The sequence below is a fragment of the Paraburkholderia sp. J12 genome, assembly GCF_905220215.1.
Classification (GTDB): domain Bacteria; phylum Pseudomonadota; class Gammaproteobacteria; order Burkholderiales; family Burkholderiaceae; genus Paraburkholderia.
In genome coordinates this window covers 32,962-56,160 of record NZ_CAJMZC010000013.1, presented here as the reverse complement: position 1 = coordinate 56,160, position 23,199 = coordinate 32,962, and the positions used below count along the sequence as shown (strand labels likewise).

The 23,199-nt window shown below is 66.4% G+C and carries 21 protein-coding genes; 13 read left to right on the top strand and 8 right to left on the bottom strand.

From position 1 onward, the window contains the following. Window positions 1-34 precede the first annotated feature (34 nt). From miaB to U5760_RS24295, 4 genes are all read left to right on the top strand, one after another. Window positions 35-1,408 carry a tRNA (N6-isopentenyl adenosine(37)-C2)-methylthiotransferase MiaB gene (miaB, locus tag U5760_RS24310; protein ID WP_322014862.1) on the top strand — a complete coding sequence of 458 codons (1,374 nt, stop codon included), beginning with the start codon at window positions 35-37 and terminating at the stop codon, window positions 1,406-1,408. 34 nt (window positions 1,409-1,442) lie between these two features. After that, a complete protein-coding gene (locus U5760_RS24305) occupies window positions 1,443-2,558 on the top strand; it encodes a PhoH family protein (RefSeq protein ID WP_322014861.1) in 1,116 nt (371 codons plus the stop codon). A 46-nt stretch (window positions 2,559-2,604) separates the two neighbouring features. Beyond that, entirely contained in the window at window positions 2,605-3,066 is a 462-nt protein-coding gene (gene ybeY / locus U5760_RS24300; protein ID WP_322014860.1) for an rRNA maturation RNase YbeY, read from the top strand. Between the two features lie 64 nt (window positions 3,067-3,130). After that, on the top strand, window positions 3,131-3,799 hold the full coding sequence (locus U5760_RS24295; protein ID WP_322014859.1) for a gamma-glutamylcyclotransferase: 669 nt from the start codon (window positions 3,131-3,133) through the stop codon (window positions 3,797-3,799). Between the two features lie 105 nt (window positions 3,800-3,904). Here U5760_RS24295 and U5760_RS24290 read toward each other — a convergent pair whose 3' ends face one another. From U5760_RS24290 to U5760_RS24280, 3 genes are read right to left on the bottom strand one after another with little or no spacing between them, the layout of a single operon-like run. Continuing rightward, window positions 3,905-4,576 (bottom strand): DUF799 domain-containing protein, encoded by a 672-nt coding sequence (locus tag U5760_RS24290; RefSeq protein WP_322014858.1) that lies wholly within the window; start codon window positions 4,574-4,576, stop codon window positions 3,905-3,907. Window positions 4,577-4,586: 10 nt separating this feature from the next. Next, window positions 4,587-4,964: a DUF4810 domain-containing protein gene (locus tag U5760_RS24285; RefSeq protein WP_322014857.1), complete on the bottom strand. Its 378-nt coding sequence runs from the start codon at window positions 4,962-4,964 to the stop codon at window positions 4,587-4,589. 58 nt (window positions 4,965-5,022) lie between these two features. After that, window positions 5,023-5,685, bottom strand: coding sequence for a CsgG/HfaB family protein (locus tag U5760_RS24280; protein ID WP_322014994.1), 663 nt, complete (start codon window positions 5,683-5,685; stop codon window positions 5,023-5,025). Window positions 5,686-5,989: 304 nt separating this feature from the next. Between U5760_RS24280 and U5760_RS24275 the strand changes: the two genes are divergently transcribed. The 7 genes from U5760_RS24275 to U5760_RS24245 all read left to right on the top strand — a co-directional run bounded on the left by U5760_RS24275 (window position 5,990) and on the right by U5760_RS24245 (window position 14,506). Beyond that, complete coding sequence (locus tag U5760_RS24275) at window positions 5,990-6,883, top strand: HlyC/CorC family transporter (RefSeq protein WP_322014856.1); 894 nt, start codon at window positions 5,990-5,992, stop codon at window positions 6,881-6,883. Window positions 6,884-7,021: 138 nt separating this feature from the next. Continuing rightward, window positions 7,022-8,746 (top strand): apolipoprotein N-acyltransferase, encoded by a 1,725-nt coding sequence (lnt, locus tag U5760_RS24270; protein ID WP_322014855.1) that lies wholly within the window; start codon window positions 7,022-7,024, stop codon window positions 8,744-8,746. Window positions 8,747-8,939: 193 nt separating this feature from the next. Continuing rightward, window positions 8,940-9,947, top strand: coding sequence for a glycine--tRNA ligase subunit alpha (gene glyQ, locus U5760_RS24265; RefSeq protein ID WP_322014854.1), 1,008 nt, complete (start codon window positions 8,940-8,942; stop codon window positions 9,945-9,947). Window positions 9,948-9,963: 16 nt separating this feature from the next. After that, window positions 9,964-12,063: a glycine--tRNA ligase subunit beta gene (glyS, locus tag U5760_RS24260; protein ID WP_322014853.1), complete on the top strand. Its 2,100-nt coding sequence runs from the start codon at window positions 9,964-9,966 to the stop codon at window positions 12,061-12,063. Between the two features lie 30 nt (window positions 12,064-12,093). Beyond that, entirely contained in the window at window positions 12,094-12,657 is a 564-nt protein-coding gene (gmhB, locus tag U5760_RS24255) for a D-glycero-beta-D-manno-heptose 1,7-bisphosphate 7-phosphatase (RefSeq protein ID WP_322014852.1), read from the top strand. 112 nt (window positions 12,658-12,769) lie between these two features. After that, the gene (locus tag U5760_RS24250; RefSeq protein WP_322014851.1) at window positions 12,770-13,531 is read left to right on the top strand and encodes a lysophospholipid acyltransferase family protein; all 762 of its coding nucleotides are present in this window, start codon (window positions 12,770-12,772) and stop codon (window positions 13,529-13,531) included. 84 nt (window positions 13,532-13,615) lie between these two features. Further along, window positions 13,616-14,506: a SprT family zinc-dependent metalloprotease gene (locus tag U5760_RS24245; RefSeq protein ID WP_322014850.1), complete on the top strand. Its 891-nt coding sequence runs from the start codon at window positions 13,616-13,618 to the stop codon at window positions 14,504-14,506. A gap of 151 nt (window positions 14,507-14,657) precedes the next feature. Here U5760_RS24245 and gloA read toward each other — a convergent pair whose 3' ends face one another. Beyond that, the gene (gene gloA / locus U5760_RS24240; protein WP_322014849.1) at window positions 14,658-15,044 is read right to left on the bottom strand and encodes a lactoylglutathione lyase; all 387 of its coding nucleotides are present in this window, start codon (window positions 15,042-15,044) and stop codon (window positions 14,658-14,660) included. Between the two features lie 161 nt (window positions 15,045-15,205). Between gloA and panE the strand changes: the two genes are divergently transcribed. Both panE and U5760_RS24230 read left to right on the top strand, forming a co-directional pair. Next, entirely contained in the window at window positions 15,206-16,171 is a 966-nt protein-coding gene (gene panE / locus U5760_RS24235; RefSeq protein ID WP_322014848.1) for a 2-dehydropantoate 2-reductase, read from the top strand. Between the two features lie 143 nt (window positions 16,172-16,314). Beyond that, window positions 16,315-17,256: a DMT family transporter gene (locus U5760_RS24230; RefSeq protein WP_322014847.1), complete on the top strand. Its 942-nt coding sequence runs from the start codon at window positions 16,315-16,317 to the stop codon at window positions 17,254-17,256. A gap of 33 nt (window positions 17,257-17,289) precedes the next feature. On the opposite strand, the gene rsmA is transcribed toward U5760_RS24230, so the two are convergent. The 4 genes from rsmA to U5760_RS24210 form a co-directional block, all read right to left on the bottom strand. Then, on the bottom strand, window positions 17,290-18,138 hold the full coding sequence (gene rsmA, locus U5760_RS24225; RefSeq protein WP_322014846.1) for a 16S rRNA (adenine(1518)-N(6)/adenine(1519)-N(6))-dimethyltransferase RsmA: 849 nt from the start codon (window positions 18,136-18,138) through the stop codon (window positions 17,290-17,292). Window positions 18,139-18,166: 28 nt separating this feature from the next. Further along, window positions 18,167-19,189 (bottom strand): 4-hydroxythreonine-4-phosphate dehydrogenase PdxA, encoded by a 1,023-nt coding sequence (pdxA, locus tag U5760_RS24220; protein WP_322014845.1) that lies wholly within the window; start codon window positions 19,187-19,189, stop codon window positions 18,167-18,169. A gap of 11 nt (window positions 19,190-19,200) precedes the next feature. Continuing rightward, window positions 19,201-20,571, bottom strand: coding sequence for a peptidylprolyl isomerase (locus tag U5760_RS24215; RefSeq protein ID WP_322014844.1), 1,371 nt, complete (start codon window positions 20,569-20,571; stop codon window positions 19,201-19,203). A 105-nt stretch (window positions 20,572-20,676) separates the two neighbouring features. Further along, on the bottom strand, window positions 20,677-23,046 hold the full coding sequence (locus tag U5760_RS24210; protein ID WP_322014843.1) for an LPS-assembly protein LptD: 2,370 nt from the start codon (window positions 23,044-23,046) through the stop codon (window positions 20,677-20,679). Window positions 23,047-23,199 lie beyond the last annotated feature (153 nt).

Sequence of the window (23,199 nt, the reverse complement as noted above, 5' to 3'; positions counted from 1 at the left end):
CCCCAGGTCAACCACTGCGAACGGCGAATCCCCGATGACCAAGAAAGTTTATGTAAAGACCTTTGGCTGCCAGATGAACGAGTACGACTCCGACAAGATGGTCGACGTACTCGGCGCCGCCGAAGGCCTCATCAAGACCGACACGCCCGAAGACGCGGACGTGATCCTCTTCAATACCTGCTCGGTGCGCGAGAAGGCCCAGGAGAAAGTGTTCTCCGACCTCGGCCGCGTGCGCGAATTGAAGGAAGCGAACCCGAACCTGCTGATCGGCGTGGGCGGCTGCGTAGCGAGCCAAGAAGGCGCGGCCATCGTCGCGCGTGCGCCGTACGTCGATCTCGTGTTCGGCCCGCAGACGCTGCACCGCCTGCCGCAGATGATCGACGCGCGCCGCGCGAGCGGTCGTGCGCAGGTCGACATCACGTTCCCCGAAATCGAGAAGTTCGACCACCTGCCGCCCGCGCGCGTGGACGGCCCGAGCGCGTTCGTCTCGATCATGGAAGGCTGCAGCAAGTACTGCAGCTACTGCGTGGTGCCGTACACGCGCGGCGAAGAAGTGTCGCGCCCGCTCGACGACGTGCTCACCGAAATCGCGGGCCTCGCCGACCAGGGCGTGCGCGAAGTCACGCTGCTCGGCCAGAACGTCAACGCTTACCGCGGCGCGCTCACGCAAGGCGTACCTGAAATCGCCGACTTCGCCACGCTGATCGAATACGTGGCCGATATTCCCGGCATCGAGCGCATCCGCTACACGACCTCGCACCCGAAGGAATTCACGCAGCGCCTCATCGACACCTACGCGAAAGTGCCCAAGCTCGTGAGCCACCTGCACCTGCCGGTGCAGCACGGCTCCGACCGCGTGCTGATGGCGATGAAGCGCGGCTACACCGTGCTCGAATACAAGTCGGTGATCCGCAAGCTGCGCGCGATCCGCCCGGACCTCTCGCTCTCCACCGACATCATCGTCGGCTTCCCGGGCGAGACCGGGGAGGACTTCGAGAAGACCATGGCGCTCGTCGAAGAGATGAAGTACGACACGAGCTTCTCGTTCATCTACAGCCCGCGCCCCGGCACGCCCGCCGCGAACCTGCACGACGACACGCCGCGCGAGGTGAAGCTCAAACGCCTGCAGCATCTGCAGGCCACGATCGAAGAGAACGTGCAGCGCATCAGCCAGTCGATGGTCGGCCGGGTCGAGCGCATTCTCGTGGAAGGCCCCTCGCGCAAGGACCCGGGTGAGCTCTCGGGACGCACGGAAAACAACCGTGTCGTCAACTTCCCGGCGCCGCTCGCTTCGCACGCACGCCTGATCGGCCAGATGATCGACGTGAAGATCAATCACGCGTATCCGCACTCGCTGCGCGGCGAACTCGTGCTCGCGCACGAGGACACGTCGGCGCTCGCGCACTGAGCGCACCGCCCCTGAACCGGAGTTCACCGCTACCTTGAAGAACCAACAGCAGCAACTGGAATTCACCGCGCCGCGCGAGGACAACGCGCGGCTCGCGAATCTGTGCGGCCCGCTCGACGAGAACCTGCGGCAGATCGAACAGGCGCTCGACGTGACGCTCGCGCGCCGCGGCCACCGGATCGCGATACGCGGCCGCGGCGCGAAACTCGCGCTCGCCGCACTCGAAAACTTCTACAACCAGGCCCGCGATCCGCTGTCCGTCGACGACATCCAGCTCGCGCTGGTGGAAGCGCGCCATCCTGCCCGCTTCGGCGGCAATCCGGCGAACGACCCGCGCAGCCGCGGCAACGGCACCGCCGCCAGCAACGGCAGCAACGACGCCGTGGAGATCGACCCGCGCTTTCGCGGCGACCCCGACCATCCGTTCGACGAACCGGTGCGCGAAGGGCTCGACGCCGAAGAACTGGGCCCGAAGCTCTACACGCGCCGCGCCGACCTGCGCGGGCGCACGCCCGCACAGCGCGAGTATCTGAAGCAGATCATCTCGCACGACGTGACGTTCGGCATCGGGCCGGCCGGCACCGGCAAGACCTATCTCGCCGTGGCCTGCGCCGTGGACGCGCTGGAGCGCGACCAGGTCAAGCGCATCGTGCTCACGCGCCCGGCCGTGGAAGCGGGCGAGCGTCTCGGCTTCTTGCCGGGCGATCTCGCGCAGAAGGTCGATCCGTATCTGCGCCCGCTCTACGACGCGCTCTACGACCTGCTCGGCTTCGACAAGACCGCGAAGATGTTCGAGCGCCAGATGATCGAGATCGCGCCGCTCGCGTACATGCGCGGCCGCACGCTCAATCACGCGTTCATCATCCTCGACGAGGCGCAGAACACCACGCCCGAGCAGATGAAGATGTTCCTCACGCGGATCGGCTTCGGCTCGAAGGCCGTCGTGACCGGCGACACCACCCAGGTGGACCTGCCGCGCGGCCACAAGAGCGGCCTCGTCGAAGCGCAGCACGTGCTCGCGAACGTGCGCGGCATCGCGCTCACGCGCTTCACGAGTGCAGACGTCGTGCGCCATCCGCTCGTCGCGCGTATCGTCGAAGCCTACGACGCCCACGCGAAGAAGGACGAAGGCACCGCCGACGCCCGCTGATTCGTCGCTCACTGCCCGCACGACCGCAAGCGCTGCTTTAGCTTTTATGGCCCGCACACCGAGACTCAAACTGACCGTGCAGTTCCCCGCCGCAAAGGCGTTCCCGCAGCACAAGGCGGCGCTGCCGCGCGCGACGGTGGCGGCGTGGGTGAAGGCAGCGCTCTTCGCCGACGCCGAACTCACGGTGCGCTTCGTCGATGCCGAGGAAGGCCGCACGCTCAACCGCACGTATCGCGGCAAGGACTACTCGACCAACGTGCTGACCTTCGCCTACGCGGAGAGCGAGGACGATCCCGTCACCGGCGACCTGATCCTGTGCTGCCCGGTAGTGGAAAAGGAAGCGGCCGAACAGGGCAAGCCGCTCGCCGCGCACTACGCTCACCTGCTGGTGCACGGCGCGCTCCATGCGCAGGGGTACGATCACGAGGACGAAGCCGAAGCCGAGGAGATGGAAGGCATCGAGACCGACATCCTCACGTCGCTCGGTTTTCCCGATCCCTACAAATGAGCGGGCCGGTTCTTCACGCCTGAAAGCCCACGCCGCCCAAATCCGCCCGTTCAGCCCGCACGACATGAGCGCCAAAGACCCCGATCCGGCCCCCGAACTGCTCTCAGGCGGCGCTGCGCCCTGCCCGGACTATCCGCCGGCGCTCGGCGAGTCGCGGCTCCTGACCGAAGCCGAATTGCGGGCTTCGCTCGACTGCGCGCTCTCGGGCTGGGACGGCGCAAGCGATCTGTGGCTCTTCGGTTATGGCTCGCTGATCTGGAACCCCGGGCTGCCGACCGTCGAAAACGTGCGCTCGCGCGTGCATGGCTATCACCGCGGCCTCTACCTCTGGTCGCGGGTGAACCGCGGCACGCCCGAACAGCCGGGGCTCGTGCTCGCGCTCGACCGCGGCGGCTCGTGTGCGGGCGTCGCGTTCCGGCTGGCCGCCGAGGGCGTGATGCCGCATCTCGAAGCCCTCTGGCGCCGCGAAATGGCGATGGGCTCGTACCGGCCGGCGTGGCTGCCGTGCGTGCTGGCCGACGGCCGGCGCGTGCCCGCGCTGGCCTTCGTCATGCGCCGCGACGTGGCCACCTACACCGGCAAGCTCAACGACGCGACCGTGCGCACGGTGCTCGGCTGCGCGAGCGGCCGCTACGGCACGACGCTCGACTACGTGCGGCGCACCGTGGAGGCGCTGCGCGAAAGCGGCATGCCGGACCGGGCGCTGGAGCAGTTGCTCGCGCGCTGCACATAAAAAAACCGCGGCAACACCGCGGTTCGTGTGAATTGCCTCGGGCGCAGCGATCGCCCGTGCTGCGCCCGGATCGACGCACCGGAAGTCTTCGGCTCAACGCCGAAATCAGTCGGTGCCGTACTTCGGCGAATGCGGCCCGTACAGCAATCCGTCCGGCTGACCGGCGGAAAACAGCTTGCGGCTCGTGAGGCCCGCAACCTTCTGGCTCTCGTCACCGAGCGAGTGCGCAACCTGCTTCACCGCGGCCTGCACGAGCGTCACGAGCAAGCTGCCGCCCGCACTGTAGTCGCCGAGTTCCTTCCCGTTCGCACTCGCACTGCCTTGCCAGAGCACGTCGCCGTTAGCGAGATCGACGAGTTTCGCACTTGCCGTCACGACCGTGTTGCTGTCGATGACCTGATAGACGGAGCCATATTGCGTCACCTTCGTGTAGAGCGCGGCGTCGGCACCAAAAATAGAACGCAGTTTTGCGGGAGAAACGTCCTGGATATCGGCCGGCGTCGTCAGTCCGTTCTCGCGGAAGGTCTCCGCGACCTCGGCAACCGGCAGCACGTAATAGCCGGACTCCGCGAGCGGCATCGTCATTTGCGACAGCATGCCGTTGGTGGCATTCACGTCGGCGGTTTCGTTCAGCGGCGGCAAGACAACGATCGTGCGCGGCTTCGCGGCGCGAAACGCCGTGTAGTCGACATGCTTCGGCTGCTGCTGGGCGCACGCGGCGAAGAGCGCGACCACCGCCAGCACGGGCAGCCATTTGAGGCGTGAAAAGAGGGTCATGCACAGGCTCCTACTTGTTCAGATTCTTCAGCAGAAAATCCATATACGGGGAGGATTCGGGAAACGCCTCCTTCTCCGCCAGCAGTTCCTGGCTCGCCTGATCGTTCTTGCCGACGCTCGCGTAAAGGACGCCCAGATGCGCGTGAAAGCCGGGCGGCGGCCGCTCGCCTTTTCCGCGCATCGTCTGCAAGCTCTCTTCGAGTACGCCGATCTGCGCTTCGTGGCTGGACTTGCCCTGAAGGTAGTCGTACACCTGCGGCTGGTAGCCATCCCAGCCGTAGAGCGGTTTGACGGCTTGCTGTGCGCAGCCGGCGAGCAGCGCAGCCGCGGCAGCCGAGCAAACGAGCGCGGCCTTGCGGCCTGCCGCTGCGAAGGGAACAGGATTCATCGTGTGGGTCTCTGTTTGTTTTTGATTCGGGGAAGATTCGCGTAACGGCCAGCCCCGCCTAGCGGGCAACGCCGAGCCCCCCGCCGTCGACACGCTCGGAGAGGCGATTGACGGCCTCCTGGATGGCGAGATCGAGCACCTTGCCGTTGAGCGTCGAGTCGTAGCCGGACGTGCCGCCGAAGCCGATCACCTCGCGGTCCGAGAGGCTGAATTCCCCTGCCCCCTGCGCCGAGGCCACGACTTCCGACGTGACCGTATCGACCACATTCAGGCTCACCTTGGCGTAAGCGATCTGGCTCTTGCCGCGGCCGAGAATGCCGAAGAGCTGCTGGTCGCCCACTTCCTTGCGGCCGAACTCGGTGACGTCGCCGGTAATGACATAACGCGCGCCCTTCACTGCCTGGGCCTCCTTCGCGAAACCCGCTTCCTGGCGGATCTCGTCGAGATTGTCGCGGTCGAGCACATTGAAGCGGCCGCTCTGTTGAAGCGCCGTGACGAGGATGGTTTTCGCCTGACCGCCCAGACGGTCGATGCCGTCGGTGAAAATGCCGCGCATGTAGCTCGAACGGTTGTCGAACTTGCCGACGGCAATGGGAACCGGCTTGCCCGCGTAGGGCGTGCGCGCGACCGCCACCTCGGGCACCGGCAGGGTCTGCGAGGCTTCGGTCGCGCAACCGCCGATCAGCACGAGCAGCGCGGGCGCGAGCCAGGTCGCGCGCAATTTCGATGTTTGGAACAAGAGTCGTCTCCTTGCCGGGCGGCCGGAACACCGGCCACTCAAAACATCGATTAGAGCCGAATCATTGAAAGGCGATTGTCAAAAAAAGTGACGATTTGGCAAAATTTGACCCAAATCACGATTGAGGGTGGGCGCGCGGCTTTTTCGTCCACCACGCGAGGGCGCGACATCTGCGTTAGGATTGAGTGACCCATCCGGCGCGACACAGACGCGCAACCGGCATGATGTATCCTTAACCTTCCGCAACAACGCGCCCGGCCATTCAGGGGCTTGAGGGCGCACCACCATGAACGACTCCTATCCCAGTCGACGACATACCGACAAACCGCAGGAAAAGCGCTCGCTGCTCGAGCGGCTGACCGACTTCATCTCGCCCGAGCCCGACTCGCGCAGCGAGCTTCTCGAAATCCTCCAGGACGCGCACGCCCGCAATCTGATCGACGCCGATTCGCTGTCGATGATCGAAGGCGTGTTCCAGGTCTCCGAGCTGTGCGCGCGCGACATCATGATCCCGCGCGCGCAGATGGATGCGATCAACATCGCCGACCGTCCCGACGACTTCATCCCCTTCGTGCTGGAGAAGGCGCACTCGCGCTATCCCGTGTACGAGGGCAACCGCGACAACGTGATCGGCGTGCTCCTCGCGAAGGACCTGCTGCGCTATTACGCCGAAGAGGAATTCGACGTGCGCGGCATGCTGCGCCCGGCCGTGTTCATTCCCGAATCGAAGCGGCTGAACGTGCTGCTGCACGACTTCCGCGTGAACCGCAACCATATTGCGATCGTCGTCGACGAGTACGGCGGCGTCGCGGGCCTCATCACGATCGAGGACGTGCTCGAGCAGATCGTGGGCGACATCGAGGACGAGTACGATTTCGACGAGGAAAGCGGCAACATCATCGCTTCGCCGGACGGACGCCACCGCGTGCGTGCGCTCACCGAAATCGAGCAGTTCAACGAAGCGTTCGGCACCCATTACTCCGACGAGGAAGTCGATACGATCGGCGGCTTCGTCACGCATCACTTTGGCCACGTGCCGCACAGGGGCGAAAAGGTCCGCATCGACGACCTCATTTTCGAGGTGCTGCGCGCCGACGCCCGTCAGGTCCACATGCTGCTCGTGCGCCGCGACCCGATGGCCGGGCTGCGCGAAAGCGAGCTGCAGCCTCCGGGCACCTGATCGGCCGCATCTATTGGCTGCACTGAGCAGTCACACCGAGCGGCATGACCGCCGGCGGCAGCGCGCCATGCCGCCGCCAACCGAAGACGCCGGCCCACGGGCCGGCGTTTGCTTGAAACCCGAGCGCAAACCGATTCCATGTCTGAACCGATCGACTCTCCCGCGCGCACCCACGCGTCCAACGCTGCCTCGCGACCCGCCGACGACACCCGGCGCCGCGCGCTGCCCGCCTGGCACTATCTGGCCGCCGCCGCACTCGGCGCGCTCAACACACTTTCGTTCGCCCCGACTCCGCACGGCGGCTGGCTCGAAATCGCGATCTTCGCGGGCTTCTACTTCTGGCTCACGCGCACCACCGGCTGGAAGAGCGCGCTCATGACCGGCTGGGCGTTCGGCTTCGGCAACTTCGTTACCGGCGTGTGGTGGCTGTATGTGAGCATGCACTTCTATGGCGGCATGCCCGCGCCGCTCGCGGGCGCCGCGCTCGCGCTGTTCTCGCTCTATCTGGGTCTCTATCCGGCGCTCGCGGTCGCCGTCTGGTCCTTCTGCGCGGGACACGCCAGCAACGGCCGCGCGGGCGACACACCGTTCTCGCCCACCTGGCACGGCGCGTTTGCGTTCGCGAGCGCGTGGGCGCTCGGCGAATGGGGCCGCGGCTATGTGTTCACCGGCTTTCCGTGGCTCTCGAGCGGCTACGCGCAAGTGGACGGCCCGCTCTCGGGCTATGCTCCCATCGCCGGCGTGTACGGCGTGGGATGGGTGCTCGCCCTCGTCGCGGCGCTGATCGTGCAGGCGCTCGTGCGGGCGTGGGCGCTCAAACGCCGTTCTTCGGGCGGCGAGCCGGCCTTGTCCGCCGGAATGCGCCTGGGCGCCCCGCGCGCGGCCGCTGTCGTGCCGGCCATCGTGGCCGTGGCGGCGGTCGTCGCCGGCCTCCTGCTGCCGCTCGTGCCGTGGACCGAACCGGCCAACGCGCCGCTCGACGTGCGCCTCCTGCAAGGCAACATCAAGCAGGAAATGAAGTTCTCCGACGCGGGCATGCAGGCCGCTCTCGACGAATTCCAGACGCTCATTACCCAGAAGCCCGCCGACCTCGTGGTCACGCCCGAAACGGCAATCCCGGTGCTGCTCCAGGAAATGCCGCAGCCCTTCGCGCTTGCGGTGCGCCGCTTCGCCGACTCCACCGGCACCGCGATCCTGTTCGGCGCGCTGGGCGGCACGATCACGCCGGACGGCCGCCTCGTCGACGTCACGAACAGCCTGTTCGGCATCACGCCGGGCCAGCCGGGCCTCTACCGCTACGACAAACACCATCTCGTGCCTTTCGGCGAATTCGTGCCCTGGGGCTTTCGCTGGTTCGTGAACCTGCTCAATATTCCGCTGGGCGACCTCGCGCGCGGCGCGCCCGTACAGGCGCCGTTCCTCGTGCACAACCAGCCGGTGGCCGCCGATATCTGCTACGAAGACATCTTCGGCGAGGAGATCGCCCGCAGCGTGCGCGACAACCCCACATCGCCCGGCATCCTCGTCAATTCGACGAACCTCGCCTGGTTCGGCAACACCATCGCGCTCGACCAGCACCTGCAGATCGCGCGCATGCGCGCGATCGAAACCGGCCGGCCGATGCTGCGCGCCACCAACACCGGCATAACCGCCGCCATCGACCCCCATGGCCGCGTGATCGCCCGTCTGCCCGTCTATACGGTGGGCTCGCTCGACGTGCACATCGAGGGCACGGCGGGCTTCACGCCCTATGTGACGAGCGGCAACAACATCGTGGTCGCGATCTCGCTGCTGATGCTGGCATTCGGCTTCGCGTTCGGGCCAGGCCGCCCCGGGCGCGCCAAGACAGACCGCAAGCCGTAACCGCGCCACCGCAGCGATCCGCACTGGAGCCTGGGCCCGAAATACGGGCCCAGGTCTCAACGCCGCGCCGATCCGGTAAAATTCAGGGTTTTAGCACCAGGCCGTCTTCCGGCCAGGGCTGCCGGGCGCTTTCGCCCGTGCGCCGCCGGAGCCGTCGCTTCCTGCCCCCAAAAAAGCAAACTGCAGGCATTTCATGCTCACGTTTCAGCAAATCATCCTGACGCTCCAGTCTTACTGGGACAAGCAGGGCTGCGCGCTGCTCCAGCCGATCGACATGGAAGTCGGCGCCGGCACCTCGCACGTCCATACCTTCCTGCGCGCAATCGGCCCCGAGCCGTGGCGAGCCGCCTACGTGCAACCCTCGCGCCGCCCCAAGGACGGCCGCTACGGCGAAAACCCGAACCGCCTGCAGCACTACTATCAGTACCAGGTGGTGCTCAAGCCCGCGCCCGAAAACATCCTCGACCTGTACCTCGGCTCGCTCGAAGCGCTCGGCTTCGACCTCCAGCAGAACGACGTGCGCTTCGTCGAGGACGACTGGGAGAACCCCACGCTCGGCGCCTGGGGCCTCGGCTGGGAAGTGTGGCTGAACGGCATGGAAGTCACGCAGTTCACCTACTTCCAGCAAGTGGGCGGCCTCGACTGCAAGCCGGTGCTGGGCGAAATCACCTACGGGCTCGAGCGTCTCGCGATGTATCTGCAGAAGGTCGAGAACGTGTACGACCTCGTATGGACCGAGTGGGAAGAGCAAGGCCCGAACGGCCCCGAGATCCGCCGCCTCACCTATGGCGACGTGTACCACCAGAACGAAGTCGAGCAGTCCACCTACAACTTCGAGCACGCGAACGTCGATCTCCTCTTCACGTTCTTCACCGCGTACGAAGGCGAAGCGAAGCGCATGATGGAAATGCAGCTGGCGCTGCCCGCCTACGAACTCGTGCTCAAGGCCGCTCATACGTTCAACCTGCTCGACGCCCGCGGCGCGATCTCCGTGACCGAGCGCGCCGCGTACATCGGCCGCATTCGCGCGCTCTCGCGCAGCGTGGCGCAGTCGTACTACGATTCGCGCGAAAAGCTCGGCTTCCCGATGCTCGGCAATCCGGTGCACGGCGTGCCCGGCCTCACCACCGACGAACAGGACGCCGCGATGCCCGCCTGGGCGCCGCCGCTGAAGGTCGAACGCAAGTTCGACGAGGAATGACCGGATCACCAGAACAATGACCCAAGCCCATCACGCCACTCTCCTCGTCGAACTGCTGACCGAGGAACTGCCGCCGAAAGCGCTCGCCCGCCTCGGCGACGCCTTCGCCGAAGGTATCGCCGAGCGCCTCGCCGCACGCGACCTGATCGAAGGCGACCTCTCGTTCGAACGCTATGCCACGCCGCGCCGCCTCGCGGTAACGATCAGGAACGTGCGCAGCGTCGCGCCCGAAAAGCAGGTGCGCGAAAAAGTGCTGCCCGTCTCGGTCGCGCTCGATGCGAACGGCCAGCCCACCGCGCCGCTCGCGAAGAAACTCGCGGCGCTCGGCTTCCCCGACTTCCCGGTAAGCGACCTCGAACGCGCCTCGGACGGCAAGAACGAAGCGTTCTTCCTGCGCTACGCCGCACCCGGCGCGACGCTCGCCGACGGCCTGCAGGCCGTGCTCGACGAAGCGCTCACGAAGCTGCCGATCCCGAAGGTCATGACCTACCAGCGCCCGGACGGCAGCAACGTGCAGTTCGTGCGTCCCGTGCACCGCCTCATCGCGCTGCACGGCGACCAGATCGTGCCGGTGAGTGCATTCGGCGTGGACGCCGGCGACACCACGCGCGGCCACCGCTTCCTCTCCGAAGGCACGATCGCCATCACGCGCGCCGACGATTACGCGCACGCGCTCCAGCACAAGGGCTCCGTGATCGCGAGCTACGCGGACCGCCGCGAATCGATCCGCTCGCAGCTGATCGCCGCCGCCGGCGACGACAAGGTCGTGATGCCCGAAGCGCTGCTCGACGAAGTGAACTCGCTCGTCGAATGGCCCGTGGTGTACGCGTGCAAGTTCGAGGACGAATTCCTGCAGGTGCCGCAGGAGTGCCTGATCCTCACGATGCAGACGAACCAGAAGTACTTCGCGCTCACCGATGCCGAAGGCCGCCTGCGCTCGCGCTTTCTGATCGTCTCGAACATCGCGACCGACACGCCGGTCGAGATCGTGGAAGGCAACGCGCGCGTGGTGCGTCCGCGGCTCGCCGACGCCAAGTTCTTCTTCGAGCAGGACAAGAAGAAGCCGCTCGCCGATCGCGTGCCGCTGCTTGCGAACGTTGTGTACCACAACAAGCTCGGCTCGCAGTTGCAGCGTGTGGAGCGCCTCGAAACGCTCGCCGGCGAAATCGCGCAGTTGGCCAGCGCCGATGTCGCGCTCGCGAAGCGCGGCGCGCGCCTCGCGAAAGCGGATCTCTTGACCGACATGGTGGGCGAGTTCCCCGAGCTGCAAGGCACGATGGGCACCTACTACGCGCGCCACGACGGCGAGCCCGAAGAAGTGGCGATCGCGTGCTCCGAGCACTATCAGCCGCGCTTCTCCGGCGACGCCCTGCCGGCCACGCCGACGGGCACGATCGTCGCGCTCGCGGACAAGCTCGAAACGCTCGTGGGCATCTGGGGCATCGGCCTCGCGCCGACTGGCGAAAAAGATCCGTTCGCGCTGCGCCGTCATGCGCTCGGCGTGCTGCGCATTCTGGTCGAAAAGCAGTTGCCGCTCGACCTGGTCGTTCTGCTGCGCGCGGCGCAGGCCCAGTTCGCGAACGTGCCGGCCGTGACCGACTCGACGGCGGCGATCTACGAATTCTGCATGGACCGCCTGCGCGGCCTGTTGCGCGAACGCGGCTACGCCGCCGCCGAAATCGACGCCGTGCTCGCGATGAACCCTACGCGCCTCGACGACATCGTCGCGCGCCTCGACGCGGTGCGCGAATTCGCGGCGCTCGCGGAAGCCGCGTCGCTCGCGGCCGCGAACAAGCGCATCTCGAACATCCTCAAGAAGTCCGAGATCGCCGACGACGCCGGCGTGCAGATCGCGCTCTTCGTCGAAGCGGCCGAAAAGGCGCTCTATGCCCAGCTCGAACAGGTCGCGCCGCGCGTGGAATCGCAACTCGCCGTGCGCGAATACACGGGCGCCCTCACGGCGCTCGCGGCGCTGCGCGAGACGGTGGATACCTTCTTCAACGACGTGATGGTGAACGCCGAAGACCCGGCGCTGCGAGCCAACCGCCTGGCGCTGCTCAAGGCGCTGCACCGGCAGATGAACAGCGTCGCGGATATCTCGCGGCTTGCCGCCTGATGCCCTCGAGCCCACACTGAGCGCGACGCCATGCCGACCAGTTCCAGCAGAAAACTCGTGATCCTCGACCGCGACGGCGTGATCAACGTCGATTCCGACGCGTACATCAAGTCGCCCGACGAATGGATCGCGATCCCCGGCAGCCTCGAAGCGATCGCCCGCCTGAACCAGGCGGGTTATCGCATTGCCGTGGCGACGAACCAGTCCGGCATCGGCCGCGGGCTCTTCGACATGGCCGCGCTCAACGCCATGCACGCGAAGATGCACCGCCTCGCGGCGGCCGTGGGTGGCCGGATCGACGCCGTGTTCTTCTGCCCGCACACGGCGCAGGACCACTGCGACTGCCGCAAGCCGAAGCCCGGCATGCTGAAGACGATCGCCGAGCGCTTTGAAATCGATCCCGAGGAAACGGCCGTGGTGGGCGACTCGCTGCGCGACCTGCAGGCCGGCGCCGCGCTCGGCTTTCGCACGCACCTCGTGCGCACCGGCAAGGGCGAGAAGACGCTCGCTGCAGGCGGCCTGCCCGAGGGCACCCAGGTCCATACGGACCTGCGCGGGTTCGCACTCGACTTCCTTGCGAGCGAGCCGGCCTGACGCACACGACGCTAACCTGAACGGCCAGCGCGGCGCGTGCCGGATACGTGCCTGATACGTACCCGACACGCACCTGAAGCACGCCGCCCGCCCAACCCTTCCGCCCCGACCGATGCGCTTTCTCCGCTCCCTGCTGCTGTTCATCTACTTCATCGTGTACACGATGCCGTACGCAACGGCGTGCTTCATCGCGTTCCCGTTCCTGAGCGCCGACCGGCGCTACTGGATGGCAGCAGGCTGGTGCCGCTCGACGCTCTTCGTCACGCGCTGGCTCAACGGCATCCGCTACCGCATCGAGGGCTGGGAAAATCTTCCCGACGGACCGGCCGTGCTGCTCTCGAAGCACCAGTCGGCGTGGGAAACGCTGGCGTTTCCGGCGCTGATGCCGCGGCCGCTGTGCTATGTCTTCAAGCGCGAGCTGCTCTACGTGCCGTTCTTCGGCTGGGCGCTCGGCATGCTAAAGATGGTTCACATCAACCGCAAGGAAGGCAAGCACGCATTCGATTCGGTGACGCGCCAGGGCCGTCAGCGCATGGCTGAAGGAGCCTGGGTCATCATGTTCCCGGAAGGCACGCGCACGCCCGTGGGCAAACAGGGCAAATACAAGACCGGCGGCGCGCGCTTCGCGATCGAAACCGGTGCGCCGGCGGTGCCGATCGCTCACAACGCAGGGCACGTCTGGCCCCGCAACTCGTTCATCAAATATCCGGGTATAGTCACGGTGTCGATCGGCAAGCCGATCGAGACGACCGGCCTCTCGCCCGATGAAGTGAATACGCGCGTGGAGCAATGGATCGAAGCCGAAATGCGCCGCATCGATCCCGAGGCGTATCGCGAGACGGATGGCGCGTCGGCTCATACGGCTCGTATCTGACACTCGTATCTGACACGATTGGGCCGCTGAGCGACGCGGGCATCGTCCACGCGCAGCACGCGATCAATCGCAACCGACCTGACGATGCAGAAGTCCAATACGCCGCGGCCCGCTGCGGCGCTTGATAACCGGCAGCTCGATTTGCCGCTTTTTGGGGAGGGGGTCGGGCACCCCGGCTTGCCGTCGCCGTCGCTCTCGCCCACCGCTACGCCATCCCCTGCGCTGTCCCCTTCCCAGCCGCCGAACAAAGTACCGCTTGCGCCGGACGGCTCACGCCTGCGCACGGTGGTACTCGGCGCCCACACGCTGCATTACCAGCTCAAACGCTCGTCGCGCAAATCGATTGGTTTCGTGATCGATGGGACGGGGCTTGCCATCACCGCGCCGCGCTGGGTGACGCTCGCCGACATCGAAACGGCCATCGCAGAAAAGCAGCGCTGGATCTTCGCGAAACTGGCCGAATGGCAAACGCGTACCGAGCGGCGTGCGCTGCCGCGCGTGCAATGGGGCGATGGGGCGGAACTCCCTTATCTCGGCAAGCCGATACGGCTGCAGCTCGGAGCCGCCAATCTCGCCTTCGACGAAACCACGCGCGTGCTCGCACTGCCGCTGCCGCCGCACGCGGATTCGCAGCAGATCAGGGACCGCGTGACAGGCTGGCTGCAGGGCGAAGCAATGCGGGTGTTCGGCGAGCGGCTTGCGGCATATGCAGCGAAACTGGGCGTCACGTTCCGGTCCTATGCGCTGTCTTCAGCCGCCACGCGTTGGGGCAGTTGCTCGAGCGAAGGCCGGATACGGCTCAACTGGCGCTTGATTCACTTTCCGCTCTCGGTCGTGGACTATGTGGTCGCCCACGAACTCGCGCATTTGCGCGAGATGAATCATAGTCCGCGGTTCTGGCGGACGGTGGAGTCGATCTTTCCGGAGTTTCGGGAGGCGAGGAAGGCGCTGAAGCAGTGTCCGGTGGAGATGTGAAGGCGGGTTGATGCGGTCGATGCGGTTGATGCAGTCCATGCGGGCGGAAGGCCGCCGCTTATACATAGCAGTCCATATTATTCATTCTGCTGAGAATCCAATAAGCCGCCGCGAAGGCACCGGACCATTCCGGCGCCTCCGAGGCACAGCCTTACTGCTTCTTCTGAATAAACTCGATCTTGTATCCGTCCGGATCGGTCACGAACGCGATCACCGTCGTGCCGTGCTTCATCGGGCCAGCCTCGCGCACCACGGTGCCGCCCTGCTCCTTGATCTTCGCGCACGCCGCGTACGCATCCTCGACCTCCACGGCCAGGTGCCCGAACCCCGTGCCGAGGTCGTAGGAAGGCGTGTCCCAGTTGTGCGTGAGTTCGAGCACCGTGCCGTTGCGCTCGTCGGTGTAGCCCACGAAAGCGAGCGTGAACTTGCCGTCGGGGTAGTCGTCGCGGCGCAGCAGTTTCATGCCGAGCAATTCGGTGTAGAACTTGATCGAGCGATCGAGGTCGCCGACCCGGATCATCGTATGGAGGAGGCGCATCGTGTACTCCGTATAGCCGTCGTCAAAACCGCGACTCTACCAAAATCCCGTGGCCTGTGCCGACGTCGGCAAACCCCGCCGATTTGCTCTAGCATGATCGCCATCCCGAATTTGACGCGGGCAGCGGGAAGCCTGACAGACAATCGATTCAAGGAGCAGACATGCGGATTCTGGTAGTGGGCGCAGGGGCGACAGGCGGTTATTTCGGCGGCAGGCTCGCCGCCGCCGGGCGTGACGTGACATTCCTGGTCCGGCCCCAGCGCGCCGCGCAGTTGCGCGAGGCCGGCCTCGTGATCCGCAGCCCCCGCGGCGATCTCACGCTGCGCGACGTGAAGTCCGTCACACAGGACGCACTGGCCGGCGCCGGCCCCTTCGACGTCGTGCTGCTCAGCTGCAAGGCCTACGATCTCGAGAACGCGATCGAGTCCTTCGCGGCGGCCGTCGGCCCCTCCACGGCGATCCTGCCGCTTCTGAACGGCATGCGCCATCTCGACGTCCTGCAGGCGCGCTTTGGCACCCAGGCCGTGCTGGGCGGCGTTTGCCTGATCGCCTCCACACTGAATGCCGAGCGCGAAATCGTGCATCTGAACGACTCGCATGCCATCACCTTCGGCGAACTGGGCGGCGGCATCTCGCCGCGCGCGCAGGCGATCGCGGATACGTTCTCCAACGCCGGCTTCAACGTGAAGGCGAGCGAGCGCATTCTCCAGGAGATGTGGGAGAAGTGGGTGTTCCTTGCCTCGCTGGCCGGTTCGACCTGCCTGTTCCGCGCCCCCATGGGCGTCATTCTCTCGACGCCCGACGGCGAAGCGATCGTCGAGCGCCTCTTTGCCGAATGCCGCGCCACCGCGGCGGAAAACGGCTACGCGGTGCGCGACGCCTTCGTGGAACGTTCGCGTTCGATGCTTTTCGCGGCCGGCTCGCCGCTCACGGCCTCGATGCTGCGCGACGTGCAGAACGGCTCGCGCACCGAGGCCGATCACGTGCTGGGCGACCTGATCCGGCGCGGCGGCGCGGCGCAAAGCGGTGATGCGCTTTCGGTGCTGCGCGTGGCCTATAGCCATTTGAAGGCCTATGAAGCGGCCCATGAAGAGGCCGATGAAGCGCGGCGCGGCGCGACGCACTGAAGAAGGCCGGCGCCGCGCGGCGCACCCTGTGGGCAGCAGGGGTATCGGCCTGGCGGACGCGCCGACTTTGATATCGTATCGGTCCGCCTTACAGGCGACCAACAAGCGACCAACACGCCCTTCATAAGCCGCCGATACGACCGATGAGCACCCTAGCCCTGCCCGCGCGCCGCGCGCCAGACAGTCAGGCTGTGATCCTGATGATCGTGCTCTGCGCGATCTGGGGCTTGCAGCAAGTCGCCATCAAGAGCGCCAACGTGGCGCTGCCGCCCGTGTTTCAGGCCGGGCTGCGCTCGGCGATCGCCGCGTTGCTGGTTTGGGGTTGGGCGAAGAGCCGCGGCACGCCGCTCTTTCGCGCGGACGGGACGCTCAGCGCCGGGCTGTTCGCGGGTGTGCTGTTCGCCGGCGAGTTCGTCTGCATCTTTCTCGGCCTCACGATGACAAGTGCATCGCGCATGGCCGTCTTCCTCTACACCGCCCCCTGCTTCACCGCCCTGGGCCTGCACTGGTTCACGCCGGGCGAGCGCATGCGGCGCACGCAGTGGGTCGGAATTGGCGTCGCATTTGCCGGCATGGCGCTCGCGTTCGCCGATGGTTTCGCGCGCACCGGTACGAAGGACATGCACGCGATCTTGACCGGCCTCGCCGGCGACGCGCTCGGCGTACTGGCCGGCGCGCTGTGGGCCACCACGACCGTGGTCGTGCGCAGCAGCACGCTCGCGCAGGTCAGCGCGAGCAAAACGCTCTTCTATCAACTGGCGGTGTCCGGCGTGGTGCTGCTCGCGCTCGCGGCAGGGCTCGGACAGATCGAGGTGCGCACGGTCACGCCGCTTGCCATCGCGGCGCTCGGCTATCAGGCCGTGGTCGTGGCGTTCGTGAGCTATCTCACGTGGTTCTGGCTGCTCACGCGTTATATGGCGTCGCGGCTTTCGGTGTTCTCGTTCCTCACGCCGCTCTTCGGCGTGACGTTCGGCGTGCTGTTGCTCGGCGAGTCGTTCAGCAGCCGGTTTCTCGCCGCTGCCCTGCTCGTGCTGGCCGGCATCGCGCTCGTGAACGCGCCTGCCGGCAAGCTACAGGGGCGCTAGACCCGGCCCTGTGCCCGAGGGGGCACCCGGCGTTCAGCCTTGCGTTTGCTGCCCGGCCGACTTCCCCGCGTCACCCAGCGCCTGGGCGATCCGCACGTATTCCTCCACCGGCACCTCTTCGGCGCGGCGCGCGAGGTCGAAGCCCAGCGCCTCGAAATCCACGCGGTCGCGATAGTCGGCCAGCGTGTTGCGCAGCATCTTGCGACGCTGCGAGAACGCAGCCGTCACGAGATCGCCGAGGATCGCGTCGTCGACGTCGGGCAATTCGTGCGGCGCATACGGAATCATGCGCACGATGGCCGAATCGACCTTGGGCGGCGGCTGGAACGACTCCGGCGGCACGTCGATCAGTTTGTCGATGACGTAGCGGTACTGCAGCATCACCGTGAGACGCCCGAACGCCTTGCTGCCCGGCTCGGCCACCATGCGCTCCACCACTTCGTTCTGCAGCATGAAGTGCTGGTCGATCACGCAGCGCGCGAACGCGGCGAGGTGAAAGAGCAGCGGGCTCGAGATGTTGTACGGCAGGTTGCCGACGATGCGCAGCGAAGGCTTCTCGCCCGGCGCCGCGAGGGAAGCGAAGTCGAAGGCGAGCGCATCGCCCGCATGCAGTTCGAGCAGCGGCCCGAACTTCTTCGTGAGACGCGTAATGAGATCGCGGTCGAGCTCCACCGCATGCAGCGGCGACTCCGGCGTGGCGAGCCGCTCGATCAACGGTTCGGTGAGCGCGCCGAGCCCCGGCCCGATCTCGACCATACGTTCGCCGCGCTGCGGGCGGATCGTATCGACGATCGAATCGATCACGCCCGTATCGACGAGAAAGTTCTGGCCGAAGCGCTTGCGCGCGAAGTGGCCCTGGTGCTGTCTGCTGCTGTTGGACATCGTCTGGAAATTCAGTCTGGGGCCGCTGTCAGAGGGCGCGGCGATGCCGCGCCATCGAAACGGCAGTATCGACGGCGGCGATCAGGCTGCCCGCATCGGCGCGGCCCGTGCCGGCGAGATCGAGGGCGGTGCCGTGATCGACCGAGGTGCGGATGATCGGCAAGCCGAGCGTCACGTTAATGCCTTCGCCGAACGTCGCGTATTTGAGGACCGGCAGCCCCTGGTCGTGGAACATGGCGAGCACGCAGTCGGCGTCCTTGAGGTAGCGCGGCTGAAACAGCGTGTCGGCCGGATACGGGCCGCGTGCGTCGATGCCGGCGTCCGCGGCGACCTTCAGCGCCGGCGAGATCGTCTCGATCTCCTCGCGCCCGAGGTAGCCGTTCTCGCCCGCATGCGGATTGAGCCCCGTCACGAGGATACGCGGCTGCGGCACGCCGAAGTGGCGGCGCAGGTCGTGGTCGATGATGCGCAACGTCTTGACGATGCCGTCGAGGGTGAGCGCCGCCGACACGTCCTTGAGCGGCAGGTGCGTCGTGGCGAGCGCGACGCGCAGCGGCCGTGCGCCGGTGCCCGCGAGCATCATCACGACCTGCGGCGTGCCGGTGCGTTCGGCGAGGTATTCGGTGTGGCCGGTGAACGGAACGCCGGCGTCGTTGATGGTGCTCTTCTGGAGCGGCGCGGTGACGATGGCGTCGAACGCGTGGGCCACGGCGCCGTCGATCACGCGGTCGAGCAGCGCCAGCACATAACGGCCGTTCGCGGCGTCGAGCTTGCCCGGCTGGGCGGGCACGGCGAGCGGCACGTGTTCCACGCGCACGCGCGAACCCGCGCTGAGCGCGGCCCAATCGACGTTGACGGCAGCAGCGCGGGCCGCGAGGAGATCCTGGTCGCCGAGCACCACGAATTCGACGTCGGGCCAGTGTGCGGCGGCGCCGGCGAGCGCGGCGGCGGTCAGTTCCGGGCCGACGCCGGCGGGCTCGCCGGTGGTGATGGCAACGCGGATCGGCCCCGGCCCCCGCGGAGCCGGCGACGAGGATGCGGGGGCGTTCACGGCGGTTTCCTTTAGTTCTGCGGCGGCGTCATGCCGGCGATCTTGTAATCGACGTAGGCGCTGTCACGCAGTTCGCGCAGCCAGTCGGCGTAGGCCTGTTCTGCCTTGCGCTGGCCGATCGCCTGGCGGGCGAGGTCCATCTGCTGGGTTACCGAGCCTTCGGCCTCGCGGCGCTCCAGCACCTGGATCAGGTGGTAGCCGTATTCGGTGCGCACCGGATCGCTGATCTGGCCGTCCTGCAGCGTGTTCATGGCGCGCTCGAACTCAGGCACGGTTTCGCCCGGGCTGATCCAGCCGAGGTCGCCGCCCTGCGAAGCCGAGCCGTCCTGCGAGTAGGTGCGCGCGAACTTCGCGAAGTCGCCGCCCGCCTGCACCTCGCGCTTGATCTCCAGCAGCTTCTGGCGCGCTTCCGGCTCCGGCATGCCGCCTTCGCCCACGCGCAGCAGGATGTGGCGCACGTGCGTCTGCACGAGCGTCGGCGCGGCACCGGCCGTGCCCTGGCCCGCGCGGCGGTCCACGAGGCGGACGATCTCGAAGCCGTCGTTGGTGCGGATCAGCGACGGATTGACTTCACCCGGGCGCATGGTCGCGGCGGCCGTCACGAACTCGGGCGGCAGCTTCGACGGTGCGAGGAAACCCATGTCGCCACCCTGCTTCGCATCCGCGGCCTGCGAATTCGACTTCGCGAGGCTCGAGAACTTGTCGCCCGACTGGGCCTGCTTAAGCAGCGCGTTGGCCTTCGCCTGGGCCGCTTCGATATCGGTCTCCGACGCGTTGAGCGGCGCCTTGATGAGGATGTGCTCGAAGTGCAGGTCGTTGGTCTGGCCCGCATTCGGTCCGCGCTGGCTCGCGATGTAGTTCGCGACTTCGGCGTCCGAGACCGAGATCTTGCTGTCCACTTCCTTCTCGCGCAGCTTCGAGAGCGTGAGCTCCGTGCGTGCGTCGCGCGTGAACGTGTTCCAGGACACGCCCGCCGCCTCGATGCGCGCGCGGTAGGAGGCGAGGTCGAGGCCGTTGGCCTGGGCGAGACGCTCCAGCGTGCGCTGCACGGAGGCGTCATCGACGGTGATGCCGTCTTCCTTCGCCTTCTGGAGCTGGATGCGTTCGAGCACCATCTGGTTGAGCACCTGGGCGCGCAACTGGTCCGTCGGCGGCACCGGGGCGTTCTGCTGCTGCAGGCGACGCGCGATGAGGCCTACGCGTTCGTCCAGCTCGCGCTGCGTGATCACGCCGTCGTTGACGATCGCGGCGATCGTGTCGACCGTCTGCCCGGGATTGGTGGGCAGGCCCTGCGCTTGCGCCGGGGCAGCCGGCATGAGGCCCGCGACGGCAAAGAAACTCGCAGCGAACGCTGCCAGGCGAAGCTTTTTCATGATTCCCACAAATACTCCAATGTTGGCGGGCCGCTTCGCCCGTCGTCTCTTTGCAACCGACCCCGCGCTGCCCCGCACGCTTCCCGTTCCGGGAAAAACGCGACGGATCACGCGTTATTGATAATCCGTGAAACGCGACGCCGGCGGCGGCTGGGCAGGCAATTGCGTATAGCCCGGCACGCTGGCCTTGAAGGCGGCCACCAGCCCGTTATCGACGTTCGACAGCCCCTTGAGCGTCAGCTGCGCCATGAACCGCGTCGACGAATTCTGACCGCCGGTCGTATTGACCCCGTTTGCATAGCGCTGGATGCCGACGCCGAGCACCCAGCAGTCGGCGTCGTACTGCAACCCCGCCAGGCCGTTGACGATCCGGTGCCCGACCAGATCGTAATTGAAGGTGCCCACCGCGAACACCCGGTGCGAGAACGGCCATTGCGCCGAGATCATAATCTGGTTGATCGGCGTGTAGTCGAGCGTGGTGTTCGCGCGCGTGTAGCGGTACGCGATGTTCAGCACCCGGTTCGGGCCCGGGCTGTAGCCGAAACCGATGCTCGCCTTCGTCAGGTCGTTATTGTCGGCATTATATTGGAACGCGGTTTCCGAAGCGAAACCGCCTCCGATCTTCAGCGCTGCGCCGGCAATCAGGTCCGAGTGCGTGGCCTGCGCCGTCGTCTCGCCAGGCGTCAGCGTCACGCGCTGATCCTGGAAGTAGTACTGCTGCGCGAGCACGAAGCGCGCGCGCTCGTCGCCGGTGGCCGGATCGATGAAGCGCGTGGTGATCGCGGCGGTGATGCGGTTCGCGTCCGCGATGCGGTCGTTGCCGACGAAGGTGTTCGGCGTGAAGATTTCCGCGAGGCCGAAGTCCGAATCGGCCGTATCGAACAGCGGCGCGAACTCCTGGTTCCGGTACGGCGTGTACACGTAGTACAGGCGCGGTTCCAGGGTCTGGATGTAGTCCTGGCCGAACAGGTGCACGTTGCGCTCGAACACGAGGCCCGAGTCGAAGCTGAACGTGGGCACCGATTCGGTGAAACTCTTCGGCTGTCCGACCGGCGAGCCCGAACCGATATTGCTCAGATCGTAGGCCGCGAAGTGCCACTGCACCTTCGGCGTCACGAAGTAGCCCGGCCCCAGCAGCGAGTACGACAAGTACGGATTGAAGACGACGCGGTCGCCTTCGGTCATGTCCGAACTCGTGATGCGAAAGCGCGAGTAATCGGCTTCGGCGCCGTAGTCGAAACCCTCGACGTCGTACTTGCTGTACTTCACGTTCAGCTCGGGTTCGCGGCCGTACGGCGGCGCGGAGCCTTCGAGCGTCTGCCAGTGCTGGACGCGGGCCAGCACCGACCACGGTCCGTTGTTGTACGTCACGCCGGCTTCCTGCTGGTACAGGAGCTGCGTGCCGTTCATGAACTGGCTGGCCGGCGACGCCAGGTCTTCCGGATAGGTATTGTCCGAGACCTTGTTGTAGTAGATGTACCCGCCGAACCCGTCGCCGAAGTTCTGGTTGTGCTGGATGAACAGCGCGTAGCGGTTCGTCTTCGTGATCGCGTCGTCCGGCAGGAACGTGCCGGTGATGGTCCCCGAGTAGTTCGCCGAGAGATACCGGTAGTTCGCCGTCGTGAAGAGACCCCGCTTGGACATCAGCTCGGGCGTGATGGTCGCGTCGCGGTTCGGTGCGATGTTGAAGTAATACGGTACGGCGATGTCGTAGCCGTTCGTCGAACTGAGCGAGAACGTGGGCGGCAGCACGCCGCTGCGGCGGTCGCCCGAGAGCGGAAACGAGAACCACGGGCTCGCGAAGATCGGCACGTTCTGGAAGAACAGCACGCTGTTGTGCGCGACGCCTTCGTCGGCGCCCGTGTCGAAGTCGAACTCGCTGCCCTTGATATACCACGCCGGATTCGACGAGCACTGGCACGCCGTATAGGTGCCGTTCGTCAGCACCGAGCGCTCGTTGTCGAGCAGGTCCGCGCGCTCCGCGCTGCCCGAGCCGCCCGTCATCGTGAAGTGGTACTTGGGCGTGGGCATGAAGCCTTCGTTCGCCTCGACCTTCAGGTGCGCTTCGGGACCGGCGAAGGTCGTGCCGTTCTGCGAGACCACGACATTGCCGTACGCATCGGCGGTATCGGTGTCCTCGTCGTAGTGCAGCGCCTCGCCCTTGACGATGTTTACGCCCTGGCGCAGTTCGGCTGCGCCCTTCACGGCGATGTCGGTGTCGGCGGTGCCCGTGGTCGAGTCGCCGAGCACGAAGGTGGCCGGATGCTGGCCCGCCACCACAGGATGGTCTTCGAGCTGCGGCGCGAGGCGCAGGCTCCATGCGCCGTCCAGCGGCTCCGGCTGCGCGGCCGCGCCCGAGAGCTGGGCGTGCGAAATCGCGGGCATCAAGCCCGGCACGGCCACGAGTGCCGCGATGAGCCGCCGCTTGCCCGGCACGCCGTCGTCACTGTTGGAGATCGTCTGGAAAAGCTTTCTGGGCGGCATGTATGGTTTTGGCGAATCGGCCCGGCCGTCAGCCCTTCTCGCCGCGGTCGCACACCTCTCGCGCGTGCCGCGGCGGAAGCCGGGCGCACAGCGGATCACCTTACACCGGACGATGAAGGCGGCAAGCGTACCGTCATGCGGGCTTTGGCGCGA